We start from the raw sequence: 18,855 nt of genomic DNA, 5'->3' as shown, positions 1-18,855 counted from the left end.
TATTCTAAACTATCAATCTCCTTTTTCTATTATTATGACAAAACTAATAATGAAGCAACTATTAAAACTCTCCATGTACATAAAGTACAAAAAGAATAAAATTGTCATAATATTGAGATTTTAATTCATGAACAGTACAATTCAACTATATTGAACGCGCTTTCATAATTATCATTTTATTTATAAGCAAGAGGAGGAATTATTATGGCTCAAGCAAAATCTAACCGAGTCGCCGGCAATATCTTTAAAGGTTCCGTCGGCAATTTAATTGAATGGTACGACTGGTACGTTTACTCTGCTTTTGCTGTTTATTTTTCAGCAGAATTCTTTCCTAAAGGAGATCCAACGAGTCAGTTACTGAACACAGCAGCTATTTTCGCAGTTGGATTTTTAATGCGTCCTATCGGAAGTTTGCTAATGGGACGCTATGCGGATCGTCATGGACGCCGGGCAGCATTAACGCTTTCCATTACGGTTATGGCCGGTGGTTCTTTAATTATTGCCTGTACACCGAGTTACGAAAGCATCGGTATTATGGCGCCAATTATTTTAGTTCTTGCCCGTTTACTGCAAGGGTTGTCACTCGGCGGAGAGTATGGAACTTCCGCAACGTATTTATCTGAAATGGCTAGTAGTGGACGCCGTGGCTTTTATTCAAGTTTCCAATATGTAACGCTCGTTGCTGGACAGATGGTTGCGTTAGGCGTTCAAATTGTTCTTCAGCAATTACTAAGCGAACCAGATATGAAAGCTTGGGGATGGCGTATTCCATTCATTATTGGAGCAATGGGCGCAGTAGCTGTATTATGGCTTCGCCGTACGATGGATGAATCGGAGCAGTTCTCAAAAATGGAATCTAAAAACCGCGAAAACGCAGGAACAATTCGCGCTCTTATGAAGCATCCGAAAGCAGTATTAACTGTAGTCGGCCTAACACTTGGAGGCACTGTTGCATTCTATACGTACACAACATATTTACAAAAATTCATGGTAAACACAGTCGGTCTTCCGAAAGAAATTGTAAGCTGGATTAACTTTGTCGCACTTCTTATTTTCGTCGTACTTCAGCCGATTGCGGGGCTACTATCCGATAAAATTGGACGCCGCCCACTATTAATGGCTTTTGGTATTCTCGGAACGTTACTAACAGCACCGATCTTCTTCTTTATGGAAAAAACGACAGAACCAATGGTAGCATTCTTACTCATGATGGTCGGCCTCATTATCGTTACTGGTTACACTTCCATTAACGCAATTGTAAAAGCCGAACTCTTCCCAACTGAAATTCGCGCACTAGGCGTAGGTTTACCGTATGCACTAACAGTTGCGATATTCGGCGGAACAGCGGAATTTATCGCATTATGGCTAAAGAGTATCGGGATGGAATCACTATTCTATTTTTACGTAGCTGGATGTATCGCAATAAGCTTTATTACGTATTGGCGTATGGATGAGTCATCGAAGACTTCGCAGATTGAGGCGGAGCTTAATGGTGGAGATAAACTAGCTAATAATAAATCTAGTTAAAATTACGTATGCTATGTTCTTCGTTTACCTGAACTCGATTTACTTTATCTAAAAAAGCATAATTCATTAATATACAATTTAAAAACCTCTACTTATATGTAGAGGTTTTTGTATGACGAAAAAACACGTAGTTCCATTGTTATTTTACAAGCCCCAAATTCTTCCTCATCTTAAAGTGGAACAAATTTATTACTTAGAGTGTCTAATAAGTGTATTTCTAATATTAGTTGTCCAGATTGGATACAACATATCCCGTTTGACATCTATTTTTATGTATTACAAAAAAAGAAAGGAGTTATTATCCAAAAAGCGGAAAATATAGATCGTAATACTACGGTTAAGTATTACAAGTTTAATACTTTCACAGGTGAACCATTACAAGTGAAAACAAAAAAGAAACAACCCAAACCGTGACTTATCAATCATATAAAGTGAAACTTTAATCAGTGGGGGTTTTGTTCATCCCCCACTGATTATCAGCCCTCACCAATCGGGCTTTTACGGGCAGCCCGGCAAATAGCGGGATAAACGTTTTGGATGTCATTTAACCTGTGAAATTTTAGCTGCAGTAGTATTGTTACCCAATGCCATCTTTAATTGCATTGGTATTTAGAATACCTAGACAAAATCCATATATTCTTGAAAGAGGTTGAAAATTTATGTTCGTTTTAAACAAGTTCTTTAACATCTCACATTACAAAAAGATTGTGCCTGTAGTATTACTTTCATGTGTATCACTTATAGGCTGTTCCAATAGTAACACTCAATCTGAACCACCTAAACAAGCGAATCAAGCTAATCAAATTAAACAAGAAAATACAGGTAATCAATCTTTCGCTAAACTTGAAAAAGAATATGATGCTAAGCTTGGTATTTATGCACTGGACACAGGTACGAATCAAACTGTTGCTTATCATTCAGATGATCGTTTTGCATTTGCATCTACATCTAAATCATTAGCTGTGGGCGCTCTTTTACGCAAGAACTCATTAGAAGCTCTTGATCAAAGGATTACGTATACTCATGAAGATCTTTCTAATTATAATCCAATTACTGAAAAGCATGTTGATACAGGAATGACGTTAAAAGAACTTGCAGATGCTTCTGTTCGATATAGTGACAGCACAGCACATAATTTGATTCTTAAACAGTTAGGGGGGCCCTCTGAATTTGAAAAAATCTTGAGAGAAATGGGAGATACTGTTACTACTTCAGAACGATTTGAGCCTGAATTAAATGAAGTGCATCCAGGAGAAACACATGATACCAGTACACCAGAAGCGATAGCTAAGACACTTCAATCATTTACATTAGGAACTGCACTTCCAATAGAAAAACGTGAACTATTAGTAGATTGGATGAAGAGAAATACAACTGGAGATAAATTGATTCGTGCGGGCGTACCAAAAGGATGGGAAGTAGCTGATAAAACAGGCGCGGGATCTTACGGAACAAGAAATGATATCGCAATTATTTGGCCACCAAATAAAAAGCCGATTGTTCTTGCTATACTTTCTAATCATGATAAAGAAGATGCTAAATACGATGATAAACTTATTGCAGACGCAACCAAAGTCGTGTTAAATACCTTAAAAGCCACGGAATAAATGATAATAGGTTAAAAGTTTTCTATTTTAGGCGGGTGTTTTCATCAACTAAAAATTTAATAGTGTCCCAAAAATGAAATTTGGTGCTAACTTGTAATAAAAAGCTCATTTTTATTGTTTGGGGATAAATCGTTCTTTAAGCTTGATGGCGATTTGGTGCTATTCCTAAAACATCTGGACTTTAATAGCCAACTAAAAAATGCAAACAAAAAGACCTTTAATCAGTCGTTTTGTTTGCATTTCCTTTTTCTAAAACCACAGAAAAGATAAGTACTATAGTTAACACCATAATAAACCTTACTTCACTTCCATCACTTACAAAAAATGAATACAAAGTATAAATTAAAATTAATATTCCATAAATAACTTTGTGCAATGAACTCCCCCCTTTTTGCCGTATATATTTTAGTGTAAAAATTCAATTCAAGCCCTATATCAAAATGAAAATAAAAAGCACCTGTGATATACACAAAGTGCTTTTCTCTTGTCAATTTATCTATTTTCACTATATTTATCTACTTTCTTTTTATAACTCAAATTTCTTCGAATCGTACTTTTCTAGAGTTTGCTGCAATTCATTTTGTTCATATGGAATATGTTTATCTGTCTGTACATCTTCAACATTTTCTCCACCTGTTAATAATCTCCTGTACTTAAAAGAGTGCCTTGTTAATACTGTTGTAATCATTTTGCATTGCCCTCCTTTTGTTTGATTACTTGTATCATAAAACAAGTATCTGAAGTTGATATGTAGTTTATCTAGAGTGTATGTAAATTTAAAAAATCTCTAATAAAATGTTTATGTTGTAACGTTACCACCAAAACTAGTGCTTCAAACACCACGATTTGAAGAGACAGTAACCCATATTCTAGCTTAAATTCCCTCTACGGTTCTATATTGAGTAAAACCGGTTGGTTCCTATAATATAAAAAGAGCACCACTTTTTGGATGCTCTTCGTTATAACTATATATTATTTAATTTCCTTCTTTTGTTGGTACCATTTTTCCTTCTTGAGAATCTGTACCTTCTGTTCTTTCAACAGTTTTTGCATGTTCTGGTTTTTCAGGGGCTCCCATTTCAAATCCAGATTGAGAATCTGTACCTTCTTTTGCTGGTACCATTTTTCCTTCTTGAGAACCTGTACCTTCTGTTCTTTCAACAGTTTTTGCATGTTCTGGTTTTTCAGGGGCTCCCATTTCAAATCCAGATTGAGAATCTGTACCTTCTTTTGCTGGTACCATTTTTCCTTCTTGAGAACCTGTACCTTCTGTTCTTTCAACAGTTTTTACGTCTCCTTTAGGAGTTGCTGGCACTGCATCTTTAGGTAAATCAAAGTTTTGTGAGAAAGACGTTGTTCCATCTGCACTTTGTGTAATTACTTGATTTGAACTATCTTCATTTGACTTTAAATTGTCCATTTTCGCATCATCTGCACCTACTGCACCTCCCGCTACCAATCCTGTACTTAAAAGTGCTCCTGCTAATAATGTTTTAATCATTTTTCATTACCTCCTGTTTATTTGTAATATTCATCAAAAAAGTATCTAGAGTTAATGTTTTAGTCATTATCTTTATCTACTTGCTTTTTGATTACATTTAGCATAAGACAAGAATCTATAGTTGATATGGACTGTATCTGGAGATTATGTAAAGAAAAATGGATGATCAATTCTATATCCTAATGGATGCTTAGACAAGATTGAAACTTTTTATGAGTTTGAACAATTGAGTTCCCCTTTGTTTTTGGGTGTGAGGTTTTTAGCTGGAGTGGAGTGAGGGACTAACCTTTTCTAATTTGAAAGCAAACTTTTTATTATTAGTTTACATTCAAAACACTGTAAATAAAGATGTTAAAAATCCGTGAACAAAAAACCACATCTCATTGATGTCCACCCCATCAGAAGTATGGAAGGGAATTAAATATAATCCTTCCCTGTCTTTATGCATTAAGATAGAAAAAATTATAAAGTGAAACTTTAATCAGTGGGGGGTTTTGTTCATCCCCCACTGATTATTAGTTGAACCAATCGGGCGTTTACGGGCATTCGATCTCCCACCTAACTTCTTTGCTCCACCTGAATTTTGAGGTGGGAGTTTTACTGCCCGGCAAATAGCGGGATAAATATAGACTTAAATATTTTTTTGAAAGGATATTGTTTAACAAACATAAAAAAGAGCTAAGGCTGTATGAGAACCTTAGCTCTTTTTTATGTTTATTGTTTATTATATAAATTATTTAACGCTACAAGCCATACCAACTATTATATTACCAACTGAAATACCACCAGGTCCCCCCGATGCTTCCCCCTCTAAAACAAATGACAAGCCACCTCATGCCCCTTCGCAATCTCAAGCATCTTCGGTACTTCCTGTGCGCATTTTTCAGTGGCGAATTTACACCTTGTTCTGAATTTGCAGCCGGATGGTGAGTTTAGTGGGCTTGGTACTTCCCCTTGCAGAATGATCCTTTCTTTACCTGTGTTTGTTGGATCTGGTTCTGGCATGGATGAGAGTAGTGCTTGTGTGTATGGATGTGCCGGTTTTGTGTATAGGTCTTCGCTGTCGGCAATTTCTACTATGTTTCCTAGGTACATGACTCCGATTCGGTCTGATATGTGTCTTACCATGGATAGGTCATGGGCGATGAATAAGTATGTGACGCCTGTTTCTTCTTGAATATCCTGCAGCATGTTTACGACTTGTGCTTGGACTGAGACATCTAGTGCTGAAATTGGTTCGTCACATAGGATGAAGTCTGGTTTTACAGATAGTGCGCGCGCGATGCTTATGCGCTGTCTTTGTCCTCCGCTAAATTCGTGCGGGTAGCGATATAGGTGTTCTTCTTTTAGGCCTACTTTTTTGAGAAGGTCTAGAATGATTTCTTTTCTTTCTTCCGCTGTGTAAGATCCGTGAATGTTCATCGGTTCGCTAATAATTTGGAATACGTTCATTGTCGGATTTAATGATGCGTATGGATCTTGGAAAATGATTTGCATTCGTTTTCGATATTCTTTTAGTTCACTTTCTTTTAGATCTGCGATATCTTTTCCGTCGAATAGGATGTTACCTGAAGTAACGTCGTGTAAACGAATGATGCTTCTTCCTGTCGTTGATTTTCCGCAGCCAGATTCTCCTACTAGCCCGAATGTTTCACCCTTTTTAATTGTGAAGCTAAGATCATCTACTGCTTTTAATTGCTCTGTTTTTCTGCCGAATAGTCCTTTTTTAATAGGAAAATACTTTTTTAAGTTCCGAACTTCAATTAAGTTTTCTTCATGCATGGGAATCACCTACCGCCCTATCATTTAGCCAGCACATAGAGCGCCTTCCGTTTCCGATTTCAAAATATGGCGGACGTTCTTGTTCACAAATGTCCATTTTATGTGGGCAACGCTCTGCGAATGGGCATCCTTTCGGCGGGTGTAATAAGTTTGGTGTTACACCTTGAATTGGCGCTAGTCTTTCTTTTACGCCGTTCGATATTTTTGGTAGAGAGTTTAATAGCCCTTTCGTATATGGATGATTCGGCGATTGGAAAATATTAAGTACAGGTCCTTCTTCCATAATAAGTCCGCCGTACATTACGATAACGCGTGTACAGTTTTGCGCAACAATTCCAAGATCATGCGTAATAAGAAGTAACGACATATTCGTTTCATTTTTTAAGTTTTTCATTAAATCTAGTATTTGTGCTTGTATCGTTACATCAAGCGCTGTCGTCGGTTCGTCCGCAATGAGGAGGTCTGGATTACAAGACATCGCCATTGCGATCATAACCCGCTGCTTCATACCGCCGCTTAGTTCATGCGGATATTGTTTCACCCTTTCTTCCGGTGAAGAAAGACCGACTTGTTTTAACAAGTTGACTGCGATGTGCTCTGCTTCTTTCTTTTTCACTTTTTGATGCCGAATAATTACTTCCGTCATCTGCTTTCCAATTTTCACAACTGGATTTAATGCCGACATTGGATCTTGAGATATAAGTGAAATTTGATTTCCTCTAATAGAACGCAATTCTTTTTCAGATTTTGAAAGTATGTTTTCATTGTGAAATAGAATCTCTCCCTCTTTCACTTTCCCTGGCGATGTAACAAGAGACATAACAGATTTCGCCATAACGCTCTTTCCACTTCCAGACTCACCAACGATTCCAACTACTTCTCCTTTATTTAAGCGAAATGAAACGCCGCGAACCGCTTCAACTTCTCCGTCTTCTATGAAAAAAGAAGTCTTTAAATTTTTCACTTCTAATAGTTTTTCAGACACGTTCCTCACTCCTCTCGCTTAACGACTTAGTTTTCATGTCCGGCCCCTTTTGGTGCGAAAGCTTTCTTAAGCGCTTCACCAATTACGTTAAAACTCAACACTGTTAATAGAATAAGGAACCCTGGGAAGAGTGTTAAATACCAGGCTTCGCCGATATATCCTTGCGCATTGTTAAGCATGCTGCCCCAAGAAGAATCTGGTTCACGAATACCTAATCCTAAGAAGCTAAGTGATGATTCCATTAAAATCGATGACGCAATTGTTAATGTCGCTGCGATAATAATGGTCGATAAAATATTAGGAATGATGTGTCTTACAATAATCATCAATGATTTTTGTCCGGATACTTTTGCATATAAAACGTACTCACGCTCTTTTACAGATAACGTTTCTGCCCTTACGATACGCGCGGTGTCCATCCACGTTAATAGTCCGATAATAAGAACAAGCGTTGTAATTCCTGGTTTTAAATACGCATTTAATAACAACATTAAAAAGAATGAAGGAATTGACATTAAAACTTCAACAACTCGCATTAAGAAGTTGTCTAACTTTCCGCCAAAATATCCGCTAATTGTTCCAACTGCCGTGCCGATTGTAATAGAAACAACCATCGCTAGAAAACCAACAGCAAGCGAAACTCTTCCGCCATATAACGCTCTCGTTAAGTAATCCCTTCCGTAATCGTCTGTACCGAACGGATGACTCATACTCGGTTCTTGTAAACGATCTGGAATCGACATTTTGCTAGGATCATATGGTGATATGAATGCGAAAAGAGACGCTATTGTTAAAACACTAAGTATAATAACTCCCATTAGTACAAACTTATTTTTTGTAAAACTACTTTTTATCGTTTGAAATCTCCTATTATTCATTCCAAATCACCCCCTCATTCGAATGCGCGGATCTACTACGCCATATAAAATATCAGCAATTAAATTACCGAGAATTAACATGAACGATGATAATAATGTGATTGCCATAATAATTGGATAATCAAATCTAAAAATAGCATTCACCCCGAGTGAACCAAGTCCCGGCCATGAGAATACTGTTTCCGTAATGAACGCTCCGCCTACTAAACTTGGAATGGATAATCCGAAAATTGTAATGATTGGTATTAATACATTTCGAAGTACGTGATTAAATAAAACTGTTTTCTTTGAAGCGCCGTACGCATATTGAATTTGTACGTAATCTTCTTCTAATTGCTGGATGGTACTTGAACGAATATATCTCATATAAACAGAGACGTTTTGGAACGCTAGCACCATGCAAGGTAAAATGCCGTGCTGGACAATATCCCAGAAGGAATCTTGACCAACTGTGCGCATACCCATACTCGGAAGTAGATTTAACTTTAAAGAGAATAGGTAGATTAATAGTAAAGCAAACCAAAAGACTGGCATTGAGATTCCCACATAGGAGATAAAGTTCACGATGCGATCAAAGATAGAATTCTTTTTCACACCTGTAAATAGTCCAAGCGGGATTGCGATTACAAATGAGACGAGTAAAGATGATCCCATTAACCCAATTGTTGCGGGTAATCTTTCTGTAATAAGTTCCAAAACAGGGCGGTGATTTTGAAGTGAGTATCCAAAATTCCCTGTTAAAATATTTTTTAGCCATAAAATATATTGCACGTAAATCGGTTGATCTAGTCCTAAACTTTTGCGAATACGCTCGACATCAATTGGACTCATATTCGGCGTTACAAAGTTTCGAACGGGATCGCCCGGCGCTAGTTTTATTAATAGAAAAGAAATAATAGAAATAACAAATAAAAGCGGAATTGCATTTAAAAGCCTCTTTGCAATTACTTTATACACAAACTTCCCCCCTCAAGATAAAGAAGCTGATTTCCACCAGCTTCTTTACAGTTTCTTATTTCACTTCATAAATCTTCGATAGATCTTCAAACATTGTGACTGGAATTGCTTTTGCTTCTTTTAATCCATCAAACTTTTTATCTACTGCAATAACTGCTTTCGGATATGCGATTGGAAGATACGGTAAGTCTTCTCTCGCTGTATCTTGAATTTTATGGTATAGCTCTGCGCGTTTCGTTTTATCTGTTTCAACTGCAGCTTCTTCCCATAACTTATCGAAGTCAGCATTTTTATAACGTGCATAATTGTATTCTGCATTGCTTAAGAATAAGCTCTTATATGAATCTGGCTCTGGTCCCATTATGTAACCACCAAATGTAATGTCATATTCTTTATTCTCTTTATCCAAGCCTTTTTCACTTGCCGCACTAGCATCTAATGCATTCAGTTCAACTTGTAAACCAACTTCTTGTAATTTTTGCTGTGTATATAGCGCTAAGCTTTCCATAATTTTATTATTCGTTACATACATAACACGTATTTTTTCTTTATCTTTTACACCAGCTTTTGCTAATAAATCTTTCGCTTCTTTTTGATCATACTTATACTCTTTAATATCTTTCGCATAATACATAGCGTCTGGTGTTAAGATTGAATTTGCCGGTTCCGCAAATTGACTAGAAACGAACGCTGAGTTAATCATTTCTTTCTTATCTAATGCATGCGCAATTGCTTGGCGCACTTCTTTTTTCTTCATAAGGTCTGTATTAAAGTTATAAGCTAAGTAGAATAATCTACCTTCAGGGAAAGTCACCATTGAGAAGTTCCCAGTGCTATCTAATTTCTTAAAGTCTTGCGGTTCGATCATCTTCATATTAATTTGACCATTTTGAAGTGAAACATTTGCTGTATTACGGTCTTTTACAACGCGGTACACGATAGAATCTAATTTCGCTTTACCAGCAAAATAATCATCAAATCGCTCTAACGCAACATATTCATCTGATTTAAATTCTTTTAATTTAAATGGACCTGATCCAACAGGTTGTAAGTTTTTCTTACTCTTCACTAAATCTGCTTCACCTTCAAATACATGTTTCGGAATTGGGAAGAAATCGTTCATAACCCCTTCGAAAGATGCACTTACTTGTGGTAATACGAATTGAGTCGTTAGCTCATCCACTTTTTTCACCTCAAGCGGCTTTCCTTTAAAAATAAAGTTTTCACGGCTTGAACTATTTTGCTTCTCATCTAAAATAGATTGGAATGTAAATACAATATCGTCTGATGTAATTTTCTTACCATCATGCCATTTCAAATTATCTTTTAGTTTTAAAGTCCATGTTAATTGATCTTCTGAAGGCGTAAAGCTCTCAGCAAGAACAAACTTTTTCTTACCGTCTTCCATATGATACAGCGGTGCATATAAAGCTTGCTGTATCGTTAACGACACACGATCATTCGCATAAAGCGGATTCATCGTATCGGGATTGTCGCTAACACCAACTGTTAACGTCCCTCCATCTTTCGGAGTCCCTGATTTACTAGTGTTCGCTTGCTTCGAAGAATCTTTCTCTCCTGAGCAAGCCGCTAATGCAATAAGTAATAGTAGGACAAATGGTAATGCAAACAACTTCTTCTTCATGTTTCGACCCCTCTCAACTATTTACACCTATAAGAAAACTCGGAATTAATACCGAGTTTTCTTATAGGTTTTAAATTACCACTACCCGTATGTATTGTCAAACTTTTTCGCAAAGGTAGAAAGTTTGACATCTATCAATGAATCCTTGCGATAAACTATATTTATGCGGAGGGTAAAATAAAAAGACCACGAAAAGGTAGCCTCGCAAAATGAGTTAAAAAACTAGCAGCCTACAAGAAATTCCTCTGAAATGGTTGTTATATATGATCGAAAATGTAGAATGGGATTAAAGATAAAAAACATTTTTAGGAGGTTATCATGACATTTGATGAATTGAAAAAAAACAAACCAACAACCCCATGGATTGAGAATGATGAAGATGGGGAGTTTTTCACTGAAGAAAATATAAGTGCAACAAATAAAGTTCTCGACACTTACATTAACAATTTAGAGCAATTGGGTGAGAATCCAACCGAAGTCGAAATAATGCAAGTCGTTAAAGAAGTCGTTGTTAACATAAATGAATTAAATGACGAACATGACTATTTTATCGAAACAATGGAAAGAGAAGATCTCTATGAATTTATCGATACAGCAGCACGAATAGCTGGATTAGAATCCGAAGAAGACATAACAGAAGAATGGCGGGAATGGTAAAAAAAGTTGCACCTCTAATTGTTAGAGGTGCAACTTTTTTCATACGCCAATTGAATTAATGATTTGATATCTGCATAGGGTTCACATGTTCCAACATAATATCAATTTAATTTTTATCAAGAGGATCTAATTATAAATTCTAGCACACTCATCCTCTCAAAACTCAATCCTATTCCCAATCCCACGCTCCACCGCTTTCTCATACAAATACTTCGCAACGATAATATCTACTACCGCTAAACCTACCGATTTGAAAACGGTAATCTCTTCATCGTTCTCTCTACCAGCTTTTTCCCCGCTTATAATTTGACCAAGTTCAGCGTGGATGTCGCTAGTTTTAAATAAACCTTCTTTTATTGGCACTAGAAGATCACCTGTTTCTTCTAATGCTGCTTCTTTTGATTCGACTACTACTTTGTTTGAGCTTGTGATGGCGTGAGATGGTAGTTCTTGCATGCTCGGTCTAAATGAACCGACGGCGTTTATGTGGACGCCTTTTTGTAGTTTTTCTGAGAAGACTGGTGTAGATGCATTCGTAGTTGTGACGATGATGTCCGCTTCGCTTATTGCTTCATTTGGATTTGTGTAAACGTAGGCCGGTTTGCTGAATTTCTCTTGTATATATTGCGCGAATGCATAGGCTTTTTCTTCCGTTCGGTTGTATAAAATTACTTTTTCAATATCTCTAACCGTGAATACAGCTTCTGCAATTCCTTTCGCCTGTTCACCGGTGCCGATGATACATAAAGTTTTTGCGTTATGACGAGCTAAATGTTTTGTCGCTACTCCTGATAAGGCGCCTGTTCGGATCATCGTTAAATAGGAACCTTCTAAAAGTGCGAGTGGTTCTCCTGTTTGAAAGTCTGATAGCATTACAATTCCGTTTATCGTTTTCTTTCCTATCTTTTTGTTTTGCGGGACTACTGTTACTACTTTTAAACCAAGAGCTTCCAGTCCTTCCGCTACCGAAGGCATAATTAATGCGGTATTTTGCTCGCTCGCAAATGGTAATGAGCCGCGAATTGGTGTGATCGTTCTTTCTGCTGAAAATTCTTTTAAAGCAAGCGCCGCGTATTCAATGACTTCATTCATATTTACTAAGTTTTTTTGCTCGTTCGCGCTTATGACTAGCATATTTGTTTATCCCCCTTTTATCCTATTAAAAACCCCCGATTCAACACATCTCTCGGGTCTACAACGAACTGATGGAATCCTGTAATAAACGCATTCCCCGTTACTTTCGGAACGACTGCTTCATATTTATCTACCTCTGTTAAAGATAATACTTCTCCTTCAAATTGGCCGTCAGTAATGCATTCGTGGATGAAAATCTCTCCTTTTTGTAAGGCATCTTTTTCAAAAAGGGTTGCGATTCTTGCGGAAGTTCCTGTGCCACAAGGGGAACGGTCTACTTGCCCGTCAGCGAAGATCGTTACATTTCGTAAGCTAGCGTCTTTTCCTTTCGGTTCATCTGAAAAAATAACACCGTATATTCCTTTTAACCCTTCTTCAAGTGGATGCTTAACTTCCATTTGGCTCTCAATATAATGTTTAATTTTACCGCCCCACGTTTGAATAGCAGGTAAGTCTTTGAAATCAACTTTCAAACCAAACTCTTTACTATCCACTACAGCATAAAATGCTCCGCCAAACGCGATATCTACTTGAAATTCATAGTTATCTATTTTAATAGGAACGTCTTTTTTGTATACAAATGAAGGAACATTTTCAAACGATACGGATTCTACCTCGCTACCATTAAATTTTGCGTACGCAATGACTTCCCCAGCAGGACTATCAATAATGAACTTCTGTTTTTCACCTGTCGCTTCAAACATACCTGTTTCAATTCCTACTGTAATAACAGCAATAATCCCGTGACCGCACATCGTACTCCAGCCTTCATTGTGCATAAATAGTACGCCAAAATCAGCGTGAGCACTTGCAGGCGGTGTAATGATACAACCGTACATGCCGTGATGGCCTCTCGGTTCGTACATAAGAATTTCGCGAAGATGATCCAAATGTTCCATACAGTATGCACGTCTTTCTAGCTGCGTTTCTCCCTTTATTTCTGGCACGCCGCCCGTAATAATTCGAAGCGGTTCCCCAGCTACGTGCGCATCAATTGTTGTGTATATTTTACTAACCTTCATTTCTATCTCTCCCCTATATGTTAATACTATTTTCATTGCAAATATCATGCCAACGCATAGAGTATAAAATGAAACTTTAATCAGTCCTCACCAATCGGGATTTTACGGGCAGTAAGGCCCCCACCTAACTTCTTTGCTTTCGCTGAATTTTGAGGTGGGGGTCTTACCGCCCAGCGAATAGCGGGATAAATCTGTATACATTTTTTGAAAAATACACACGACTGTCTACTTTTTTATACAGTAGACAGTCGCTGTCCATTAACCTATAACCAATACCACACTCCGCAAAAATATATCAGCGATTATTCAATTATATCGACCACAACTCCGAATATATCGACGTTTCGACACAACATATCGACTTACCGACAAACTTCGCGCTTTTGCACCTAATAACCACCAACCAATCCCACGACCGGCCCCCGCCGAATAACTGAAAAACAAAAAAATCCCCCGAAACCCGGGGGACCCATTACCCATCAAACCCTAACCGCCACAACATCCGGTACTTGCTTAGCAATCTCCTCACCAATCTTTATACTAGCCGTTGCAGCTGGAGATGGCGCATTACAAATGTGCAGAGAATTGATGCCAGGGATAATGCAGAAGTCATCAACCATATTTCCGTTTGATAAAATAGCTTGTGCCCTTACACCTGCATGAGTTGGCACGATATCTTTTTCTGTCAGTTCTGGTATTAAGCGCTGTAAGCTTTTCAGGAATGATTGTTTACTAAATGAACGCACCATTTCTTTTATGCCTTCTTTCATATTTGGCATTGCCATTTTCCAGAAGCCTGTGTATGTCATTGTTTCCATGAAATCTTTAATATCAAAGTCTGTTTTCGTATAACCTTCTCGCTTAAAGCTTAATACTGCGTTCGGTCCTGCATGTACGTCTCCGTTTATCATTCTTGTGAAATGAACACCTAAAAACGGGAATTCTGGATTTGGGACTGGATAGATTAAATGTTTTACGAGATGACGTTTTTCTGGAACAAGTTCATAATATTCACCACGAAACGGAACGATTTTCATATCCGTTAATATGCCTGTCTTTTTCGCGATACGATCGCTATGTAATCCAGCGCAGTTAATGAGGAAGTTCGCTTTGAATACGCCTTTGTTTGTCTCAATTGTTACGGCGTCTTTCTTCTCAGTAATACGCTCTGCGGCTGTTCCTAAATGTACTTCTCCTCCGCTTTCTTGAATCAAACGGGCAAATGCATAACTTACTCCTTTATAATCAGCAATCCCGCAAGAAGGAACACGGATTGCCCCAAGTCCTTTTACATGAGGTTCAATTTCAGCTAATTCTTCCTTATCTATTTTTTCAATACGTAAATCGTTTTGTAAGCCTCTTTCATATAAGTTATGTAAAAGAGGAAGTTCTTCTTTTTCTGTAGCGACAATTACTTTTCCGCACATGTCATAAGCGATGTCATTTTCTTTACAAAATTGAACCATAGCTGCGTTTCCTTCTTTGGCAAACTTCGCTTTATAACTCCCTGGTTTATAATAAATTCCAGAATGAATTACTCCGCTATTATGTCCAGTTTGATGATGTGCAAGTTCCTTTTCTTTTTCAATGATCGCGATTTTCGCACGAGGGAATTTTTTCGTTAAAGCCATTCCAGTTGAAAGGCCAACAATTCCTCCGCCAATAATTATAAAGTCATACATCCTACTTCCCCCTTAATATGATGAAAGGCAGGCCTTTTTTAAGACCCGCCGTACAAACTTATTTAGAAAAACAACCACGTTGACGCATTAGTTCTCTATATAAATCTTTATTTTTCTCAAATGCAGCTCTTCCGTGCATCCAAAATAAGTTGTTTAAAAGAACTAAGTCCCCAATTGGTAATTTCAATGCATGTGTTGCTGGTGAATTTTCAACAGAATATGATAAGTCTTTCAAATAGTTTGCTTGTTCAATATTATCTGGATAAGCGAACTGATCAATAAAGCAAATACACGGTGCGTTATTTACATCAAAAAACGTTTCACGATAAACGATTTCTTGCGAATTTTTACTTGGTGGTGCTTTATACGTAATTTTAACAGATGCGAGTGAATGATCTCTAAATTTCTGAAGATCTTCCCAATCGTCTAAATGTAGTAAACGAGATTCTCCGCCTACTGCATTTTGCTCTTCAATTTTCATCATCAGAAGCCAATCTGTCGGCTCATCAACGAATGTACCGTCCGTATGAAGAGTAAACAATCGGTACGCTTGACGAAGGTAAGAATCACTACTATCTGTATCTTTTACATTAAATCTAGCATAATACGTTCCTGTCATTGCATCAAAGTTTGGCTCCCCGATTAAATGTGTTAATGCTGTTGCAAATTTAACGTAGTCTGCTGGATCTGCCGTTTCACCTTGCACCCCAATTGTAAATCCGCCCGTTTCACGGTCATGAATAATGCCGCGAATGTTATCCATAAATGATTGCCCAAAAATCTTTCTCATTCCATCCGCAAGATTAAACCGAGAATAAGGAATGTATTGCAGTGACTGCTCTGAATGCTCTTTTACCTCTTCAAAGAACTGCTTAAGCAATTGCTGGTTTAGCGTAATATGATATAAACGTTTATGCTCTGGATGAGGAGCAATTTCATACCCCTCATATTTTTTTGCAAATTTCATCTTCGCATTTTGTTCTGTAATAATCGACATTTCAATTCCTCCCTAATTTAAATATGAAGAACGTATTGACGCTTTTTACAGACAGTTATCCTTATCTTCTTATGCTGAGATTCGGTCTTACTGTCCTAATAACGAAAAAGCCAGTCATACGCATACCACGACATAAAATCGTAGAAACGTACAACTGGCTCATAATTACGAATGTTCTTTAATCTCTTAAAGTACAATAATAATAGACAGTTTGTATGAAAATATTTGTAAAACAGGAAAGAAAGATCGGATATAGAGAAGGCTAATTTCTCGTATGGATCTTATTAATTAAATAATAATTCGAAATATTCTAACTGTCAATTCGTTTTTTATTATTTTCTCGACAAACTTTACACATTTTACAAATACCCTTACTTTCAGCACACCCTCTTTTTTTCGTCTCTTGTTTTACAACTTGAACTTCATTTAACTTTTTCATAGTTCTTGCCTCCTCAATAAAATAAGCCAGTTGTATCCCGTTAACGGAAATACAACTGGCTCTCGTTTATGGCGATATAAAGTGAAACTTTGATCAGTGGGGACTTAGTTCATCCCACTGATCATTAGTTTCACCAATCGGGCATTTACGGGCAGTTGATCTGTGGAGATCTTACTGCGCGTTCATGCGGGATAAACTAGACAGTTTTTATGGTGTTGTTTCCTCGTACTCTCCTTCTAGCTGTTCATCATTTAAATAACTTACATATTGGCGATGCAAATCTTTTACCGCACTGACAATGGCATTTTGCGCTTTTCCTTGATAATGGTCCATAATATCTTGAACGATTTCTTCAATACCATCTTGCAAACTATGTCCTCTCAACATTTGAGCGACGAAGTCCCTACCATGCTCTGTCGCAAGCGTACATGACGCTTCAATAATGACGTGATATTTATGATCTGCCTCAATTGTAATCGTTAATGTTTCGTACATACTGCGAACAGCCATCCCTTTCGGAAGTCTCGAATGTCCTGCCATAAAAAATGTCCCTTTACGCATATTTCATCCTCCGTTACTATGTTTTTTAGTGTTTATACTTGATCTACGTATACTGTCTTTATTCTCGTGTAAAATTCTTTCGCTGCTTTTCCTTGTTCACGCGGTCCAGCACTAGAGTTTTTCATTCCACCAAACGGAACTTGTGGTTCTGCTCCTGCAGTTTCTGAATTCACATGAACCATTCCAACTTCCATATCATCAATAAACCTTTGCGATAAACTTAAATTATTTGTACAAATCGATGCACTTAGTCCGTATTCTGTATCATTCGCTAAAGAAACTGCTTCTCCATAACTATTCACTTTAAATAAACATATAACTGGACCGAAAATCTCTTCTTTTGCAATGCGTGCATCTACATCTACATTTTCAAAAATAGTCGGTAAAACATAACATCCTCGCTGCAGTTCAGCTTCGTCCGGCACGCTACCTCCATACAGTAAGGAAGCCTCTCCTTTTCCTACTTCAATCATCGATAGAACAGATTGCTGCTGCCCCTTTGAGACACATGGGCCCATGAATGTATTAGGTTCTAACGGGTTCCCAACTGTAAGAGCTTCAGTGCGCTGCAATAGTCGATTACGGAACGCTTCATAAATTTCCTCTTCGACTATTACTCTACTTGTTGCGGTACATTTTTGCCCCGTTGACATAAACGCACCTTTTATCGCAATATTTACCGCCTTTTCAATATCAGCATCCTTTAATACAACTAACGGATTTTTCCCGCCCATTTCTAATTGGACTTTTTTCCTAGTTTCAACAGCTGCTTTCTGAATGATATTTCCAACGTGATTAGAACCCGTAAAAGATACCGCTTTTATATCAGGGTTTCCCGTTAATTCTGCTCCAACTTCAGAGCCTTTGCCGAATACACAATTTATAACGCCCGCCGGAATGCCAGCCTCATGAAAAGCATTCACGAGATGGTACACCGATTTTGGTGTAACTTCAGCCGGCTTAATGACAATCGTATTTCCGTAAATAAGTGCCGGCGCCATTTTCCATGCCGGAATCGCAATTGGAAAGTTCCACGGCGTAATTAATCCGACTGGTCCTACTGCCACACGTTTACTATAGAGCATTGTACTTTCATTAGCAGACGGGATAATCTCTCCAATCGGCTGATTTGCTTCCCCGGCATAATATTCAAGAATGCTAATTGCTCGCTTCGTCTCTCCTATTCCTTCTGCAATCGTCTTTCCTTCTTCATTCGTTACATCCCGGCCAACTTCATTTACCTTTTCTTTTAAAATAGCTGCCGCTTTCCATAAATAACTTGCTCTCTCTTGAAACGATAACTTTTGCCATTTATGAAAAGCCTCTTTCGCTGATGCAATTGCAACTCGTGTATCTTCTACTGAACTAAACGGGAATTCACCTAACACTTCCCCGTTATGCGGATTATAATTTTTCACATATGCATTCGTGGAAGGCTCTCTCCACTCACCGTTTATATAATTGAAAAACTTCATTCCCCT

At 37.7% G+C, this 18,855-nt stretch carries 18 protein-coding genes; 3 read left to right on the top strand and 15 right to left on the bottom strand.

The features are described 5' to 3' along the window. Window positions 1-204 precede the first annotated feature (204 nt). Both LUS72_RS04685 and blaIII read left to right on the top strand, forming a co-directional pair. On the top strand, window positions 205-1,527 hold the full coding sequence (locus LUS72_RS04685; RefSeq protein ID WP_264448623.1) for an MFS transporter: 1,323 nt from the start codon (window positions 205-207) through the stop codon (window positions 1,525-1,527). Window positions 1,528-2,186: 659 nt separating this feature from the next. Further along, window positions 2,187-3,134, top strand: a complete 948-nt coding sequence (blaIII, locus tag LUS72_RS04680; protein WP_264448622.1) for a class A beta-lactamase BlaIII — start codon at window positions 2,187-2,189, stop codon at window positions 3,132-3,134. Between the two features lie 217 nt (window positions 3,135-3,351). On the opposite strand, the gene LUS72_RS04675 is transcribed toward blaIII, so the two are convergent. The 8 genes from LUS72_RS04675 to LUS72_RS04640 form a co-directional block, all read right to left on the bottom strand. After that, the gene (locus LUS72_RS04675; RefSeq protein WP_002087303.1) at window positions 3,352-3,510 is read right to left on the bottom strand and encodes a hypothetical protein; all 159 of its coding nucleotides are present in this window, start codon (window positions 3,508-3,510) and stop codon (window positions 3,352-3,354) included. A 150-nt stretch (window positions 3,511-3,660) separates the two neighbouring features. Next, window positions 3,661-3,822, bottom strand: coding sequence for a hypothetical protein (locus LUS72_RS04670; RefSeq protein WP_170961002.1), 162 nt, complete (start codon window positions 3,820-3,822; stop codon window positions 3,661-3,663). 288 nt (window positions 3,823-4,110) lie between these two features. Continuing rightward, window positions 4,111-4,635, bottom strand: coding sequence for a hypothetical protein (locus tag LUS72_RS04665; RefSeq protein ID WP_264448621.1), 525 nt, complete (start codon window positions 4,633-4,635; stop codon window positions 4,111-4,113). An 810-nt stretch (window positions 4,636-5,445) separates the two neighbouring features. After that, entirely contained in the window at window positions 5,446-6,417 is a 972-nt protein-coding gene (locus tag LUS72_RS04660) for an ABC transporter ATP-binding protein (RefSeq protein ID WP_141533296.1), read from the bottom strand. Then, window positions 6,410-7,402, bottom strand: a complete 993-nt coding sequence (locus LUS72_RS04655) for an ABC transporter ATP-binding protein (protein WP_097829837.1) — start codon at window positions 7,400-7,402, stop codon at window positions 6,410-6,412. Before LUS72_RS04655 ends, LUS72_RS04660 begins: the two co-directional genes overlap by 8 nt. Before the next feature lie 26 nt (window positions 7,403-7,428). Further along, entirely contained in the window at window positions 7,429-8,280 is an 852-nt protein-coding gene (locus LUS72_RS04650; protein ID WP_097829836.1) for an ABC transporter permease, read from the bottom strand. A 6-nt stretch (window positions 8,281-8,286) separates the two neighbouring features. Further along, window positions 8,287-9,237, bottom strand: coding sequence for an ABC transporter permease (locus tag LUS72_RS04645; protein WP_097829835.1), 951 nt, complete (start codon window positions 9,235-9,237; stop codon window positions 8,287-8,289). 55 nt (window positions 9,238-9,292) lie between these two features. Then, complete coding sequence (locus LUS72_RS04640; protein ID WP_097829834.1) at window positions 9,293-10,882, bottom strand: ABC transporter substrate-binding protein; 1,590 nt, start codon at window positions 10,880-10,882, stop codon at window positions 9,293-9,295. Between the two features lie 318 nt (window positions 10,883-11,200). On the opposite strand from LUS72_RS04640, the gene LUS72_RS04635 reads away from it, so the two are divergent. Continuing rightward, window positions 11,201-11,539, top strand: coding sequence for a hypothetical protein (locus LUS72_RS04635; protein WP_071747949.1), 339 nt, complete (start codon window positions 11,201-11,203; stop codon window positions 11,537-11,539). Window positions 11,540-11,695: 156 nt separating this feature from the next. Here the strand turns inward: LUS72_RS04635 and LUS72_RS04630 are convergent, their stop codons facing one another. The 7 genes from LUS72_RS04630 to LUS72_RS04600 all read right to left on the bottom strand — a co-directional run bounded on the left by LUS72_RS04630 (window position 11,696) and on the right by LUS72_RS04600 (window position 18,849). Then, the gene (locus LUS72_RS04630; protein WP_098361653.1) at window positions 11,696-12,673 is read right to left on the bottom strand and encodes an ornithine cyclodeaminase family protein; all 978 of its coding nucleotides are present in this window, start codon (window positions 12,671-12,673) and stop codon (window positions 11,696-11,698) included. A 17-nt stretch (window positions 12,674-12,690) separates the two neighbouring features. Beyond that, window positions 12,691-13,695, bottom strand: a complete 1,005-nt coding sequence (locus tag LUS72_RS04625; RefSeq protein ID WP_097829832.1) for a proline racemase family protein — start codon at window positions 13,693-13,695, stop codon at window positions 12,691-12,693. Window positions 13,696-14,174: 479 nt separating this feature from the next. Continuing rightward, on the bottom strand, window positions 14,175-15,377 hold the full coding sequence (gene lhgO / locus LUS72_RS04620) for an L-2-hydroxyglutarate oxidase (RefSeq protein WP_264448620.1): 1,203 nt from the start codon (window positions 15,375-15,377) through the stop codon (window positions 14,175-14,177). Between the two features lie 58 nt (window positions 15,378-15,435). Further along, window positions 15,436-16,374 carry a glutarate dioxygenase GlaH gene (glaH, locus tag LUS72_RS04615; protein ID WP_097829830.1) on the bottom strand — a complete coding sequence of 313 codons (939 nt, stop codon included), beginning with the start codon at window positions 16,372-16,374 and terminating at the stop codon, window positions 15,436-15,438. Between the two features lie 310 nt (window positions 16,375-16,684). Continuing rightward, entirely contained in the window at window positions 16,685-16,813 is a 129-nt protein-coding gene (locus tag LUS72_RS04610; RefSeq protein ID WP_002159095.1) for a hypothetical protein, read from the bottom strand. Window positions 16,814-17,020: 207 nt separating this feature from the next. Beyond that, window positions 17,021-17,374: a DUF3870 domain-containing protein gene (locus LUS72_RS04605; protein WP_001225454.1), complete on the bottom strand. Its 354-nt coding sequence runs from the start codon at window positions 17,372-17,374 to the stop codon at window positions 17,021-17,023. Between the two features lie 32 nt (window positions 17,375-17,406). Next, window positions 17,407-18,849, bottom strand: coding sequence for an aldehyde dehydrogenase family protein (locus LUS72_RS04600; RefSeq protein WP_097829829.1), 1,443 nt, complete (start codon window positions 18,847-18,849; stop codon window positions 17,407-17,409). Between the last annotated feature and the right edge of the window lie 6 nt (window positions 18,850-18,855).

It is taken from the genome of Bacillus cereus, from assembly GCF_025917685.1.
In the GTDB taxonomy this organism is placed as follows: domain Bacteria; phylum Bacillota; class Bacilli; order Bacillales; family Bacillaceae_G; genus Bacillus_A; species Bacillus_A cereus_AT.
The sequence above is the reverse complement of the archived record's forward strand: the minus strand, read 5'-3'. Positions and strand labels throughout refer to the sequence as shown.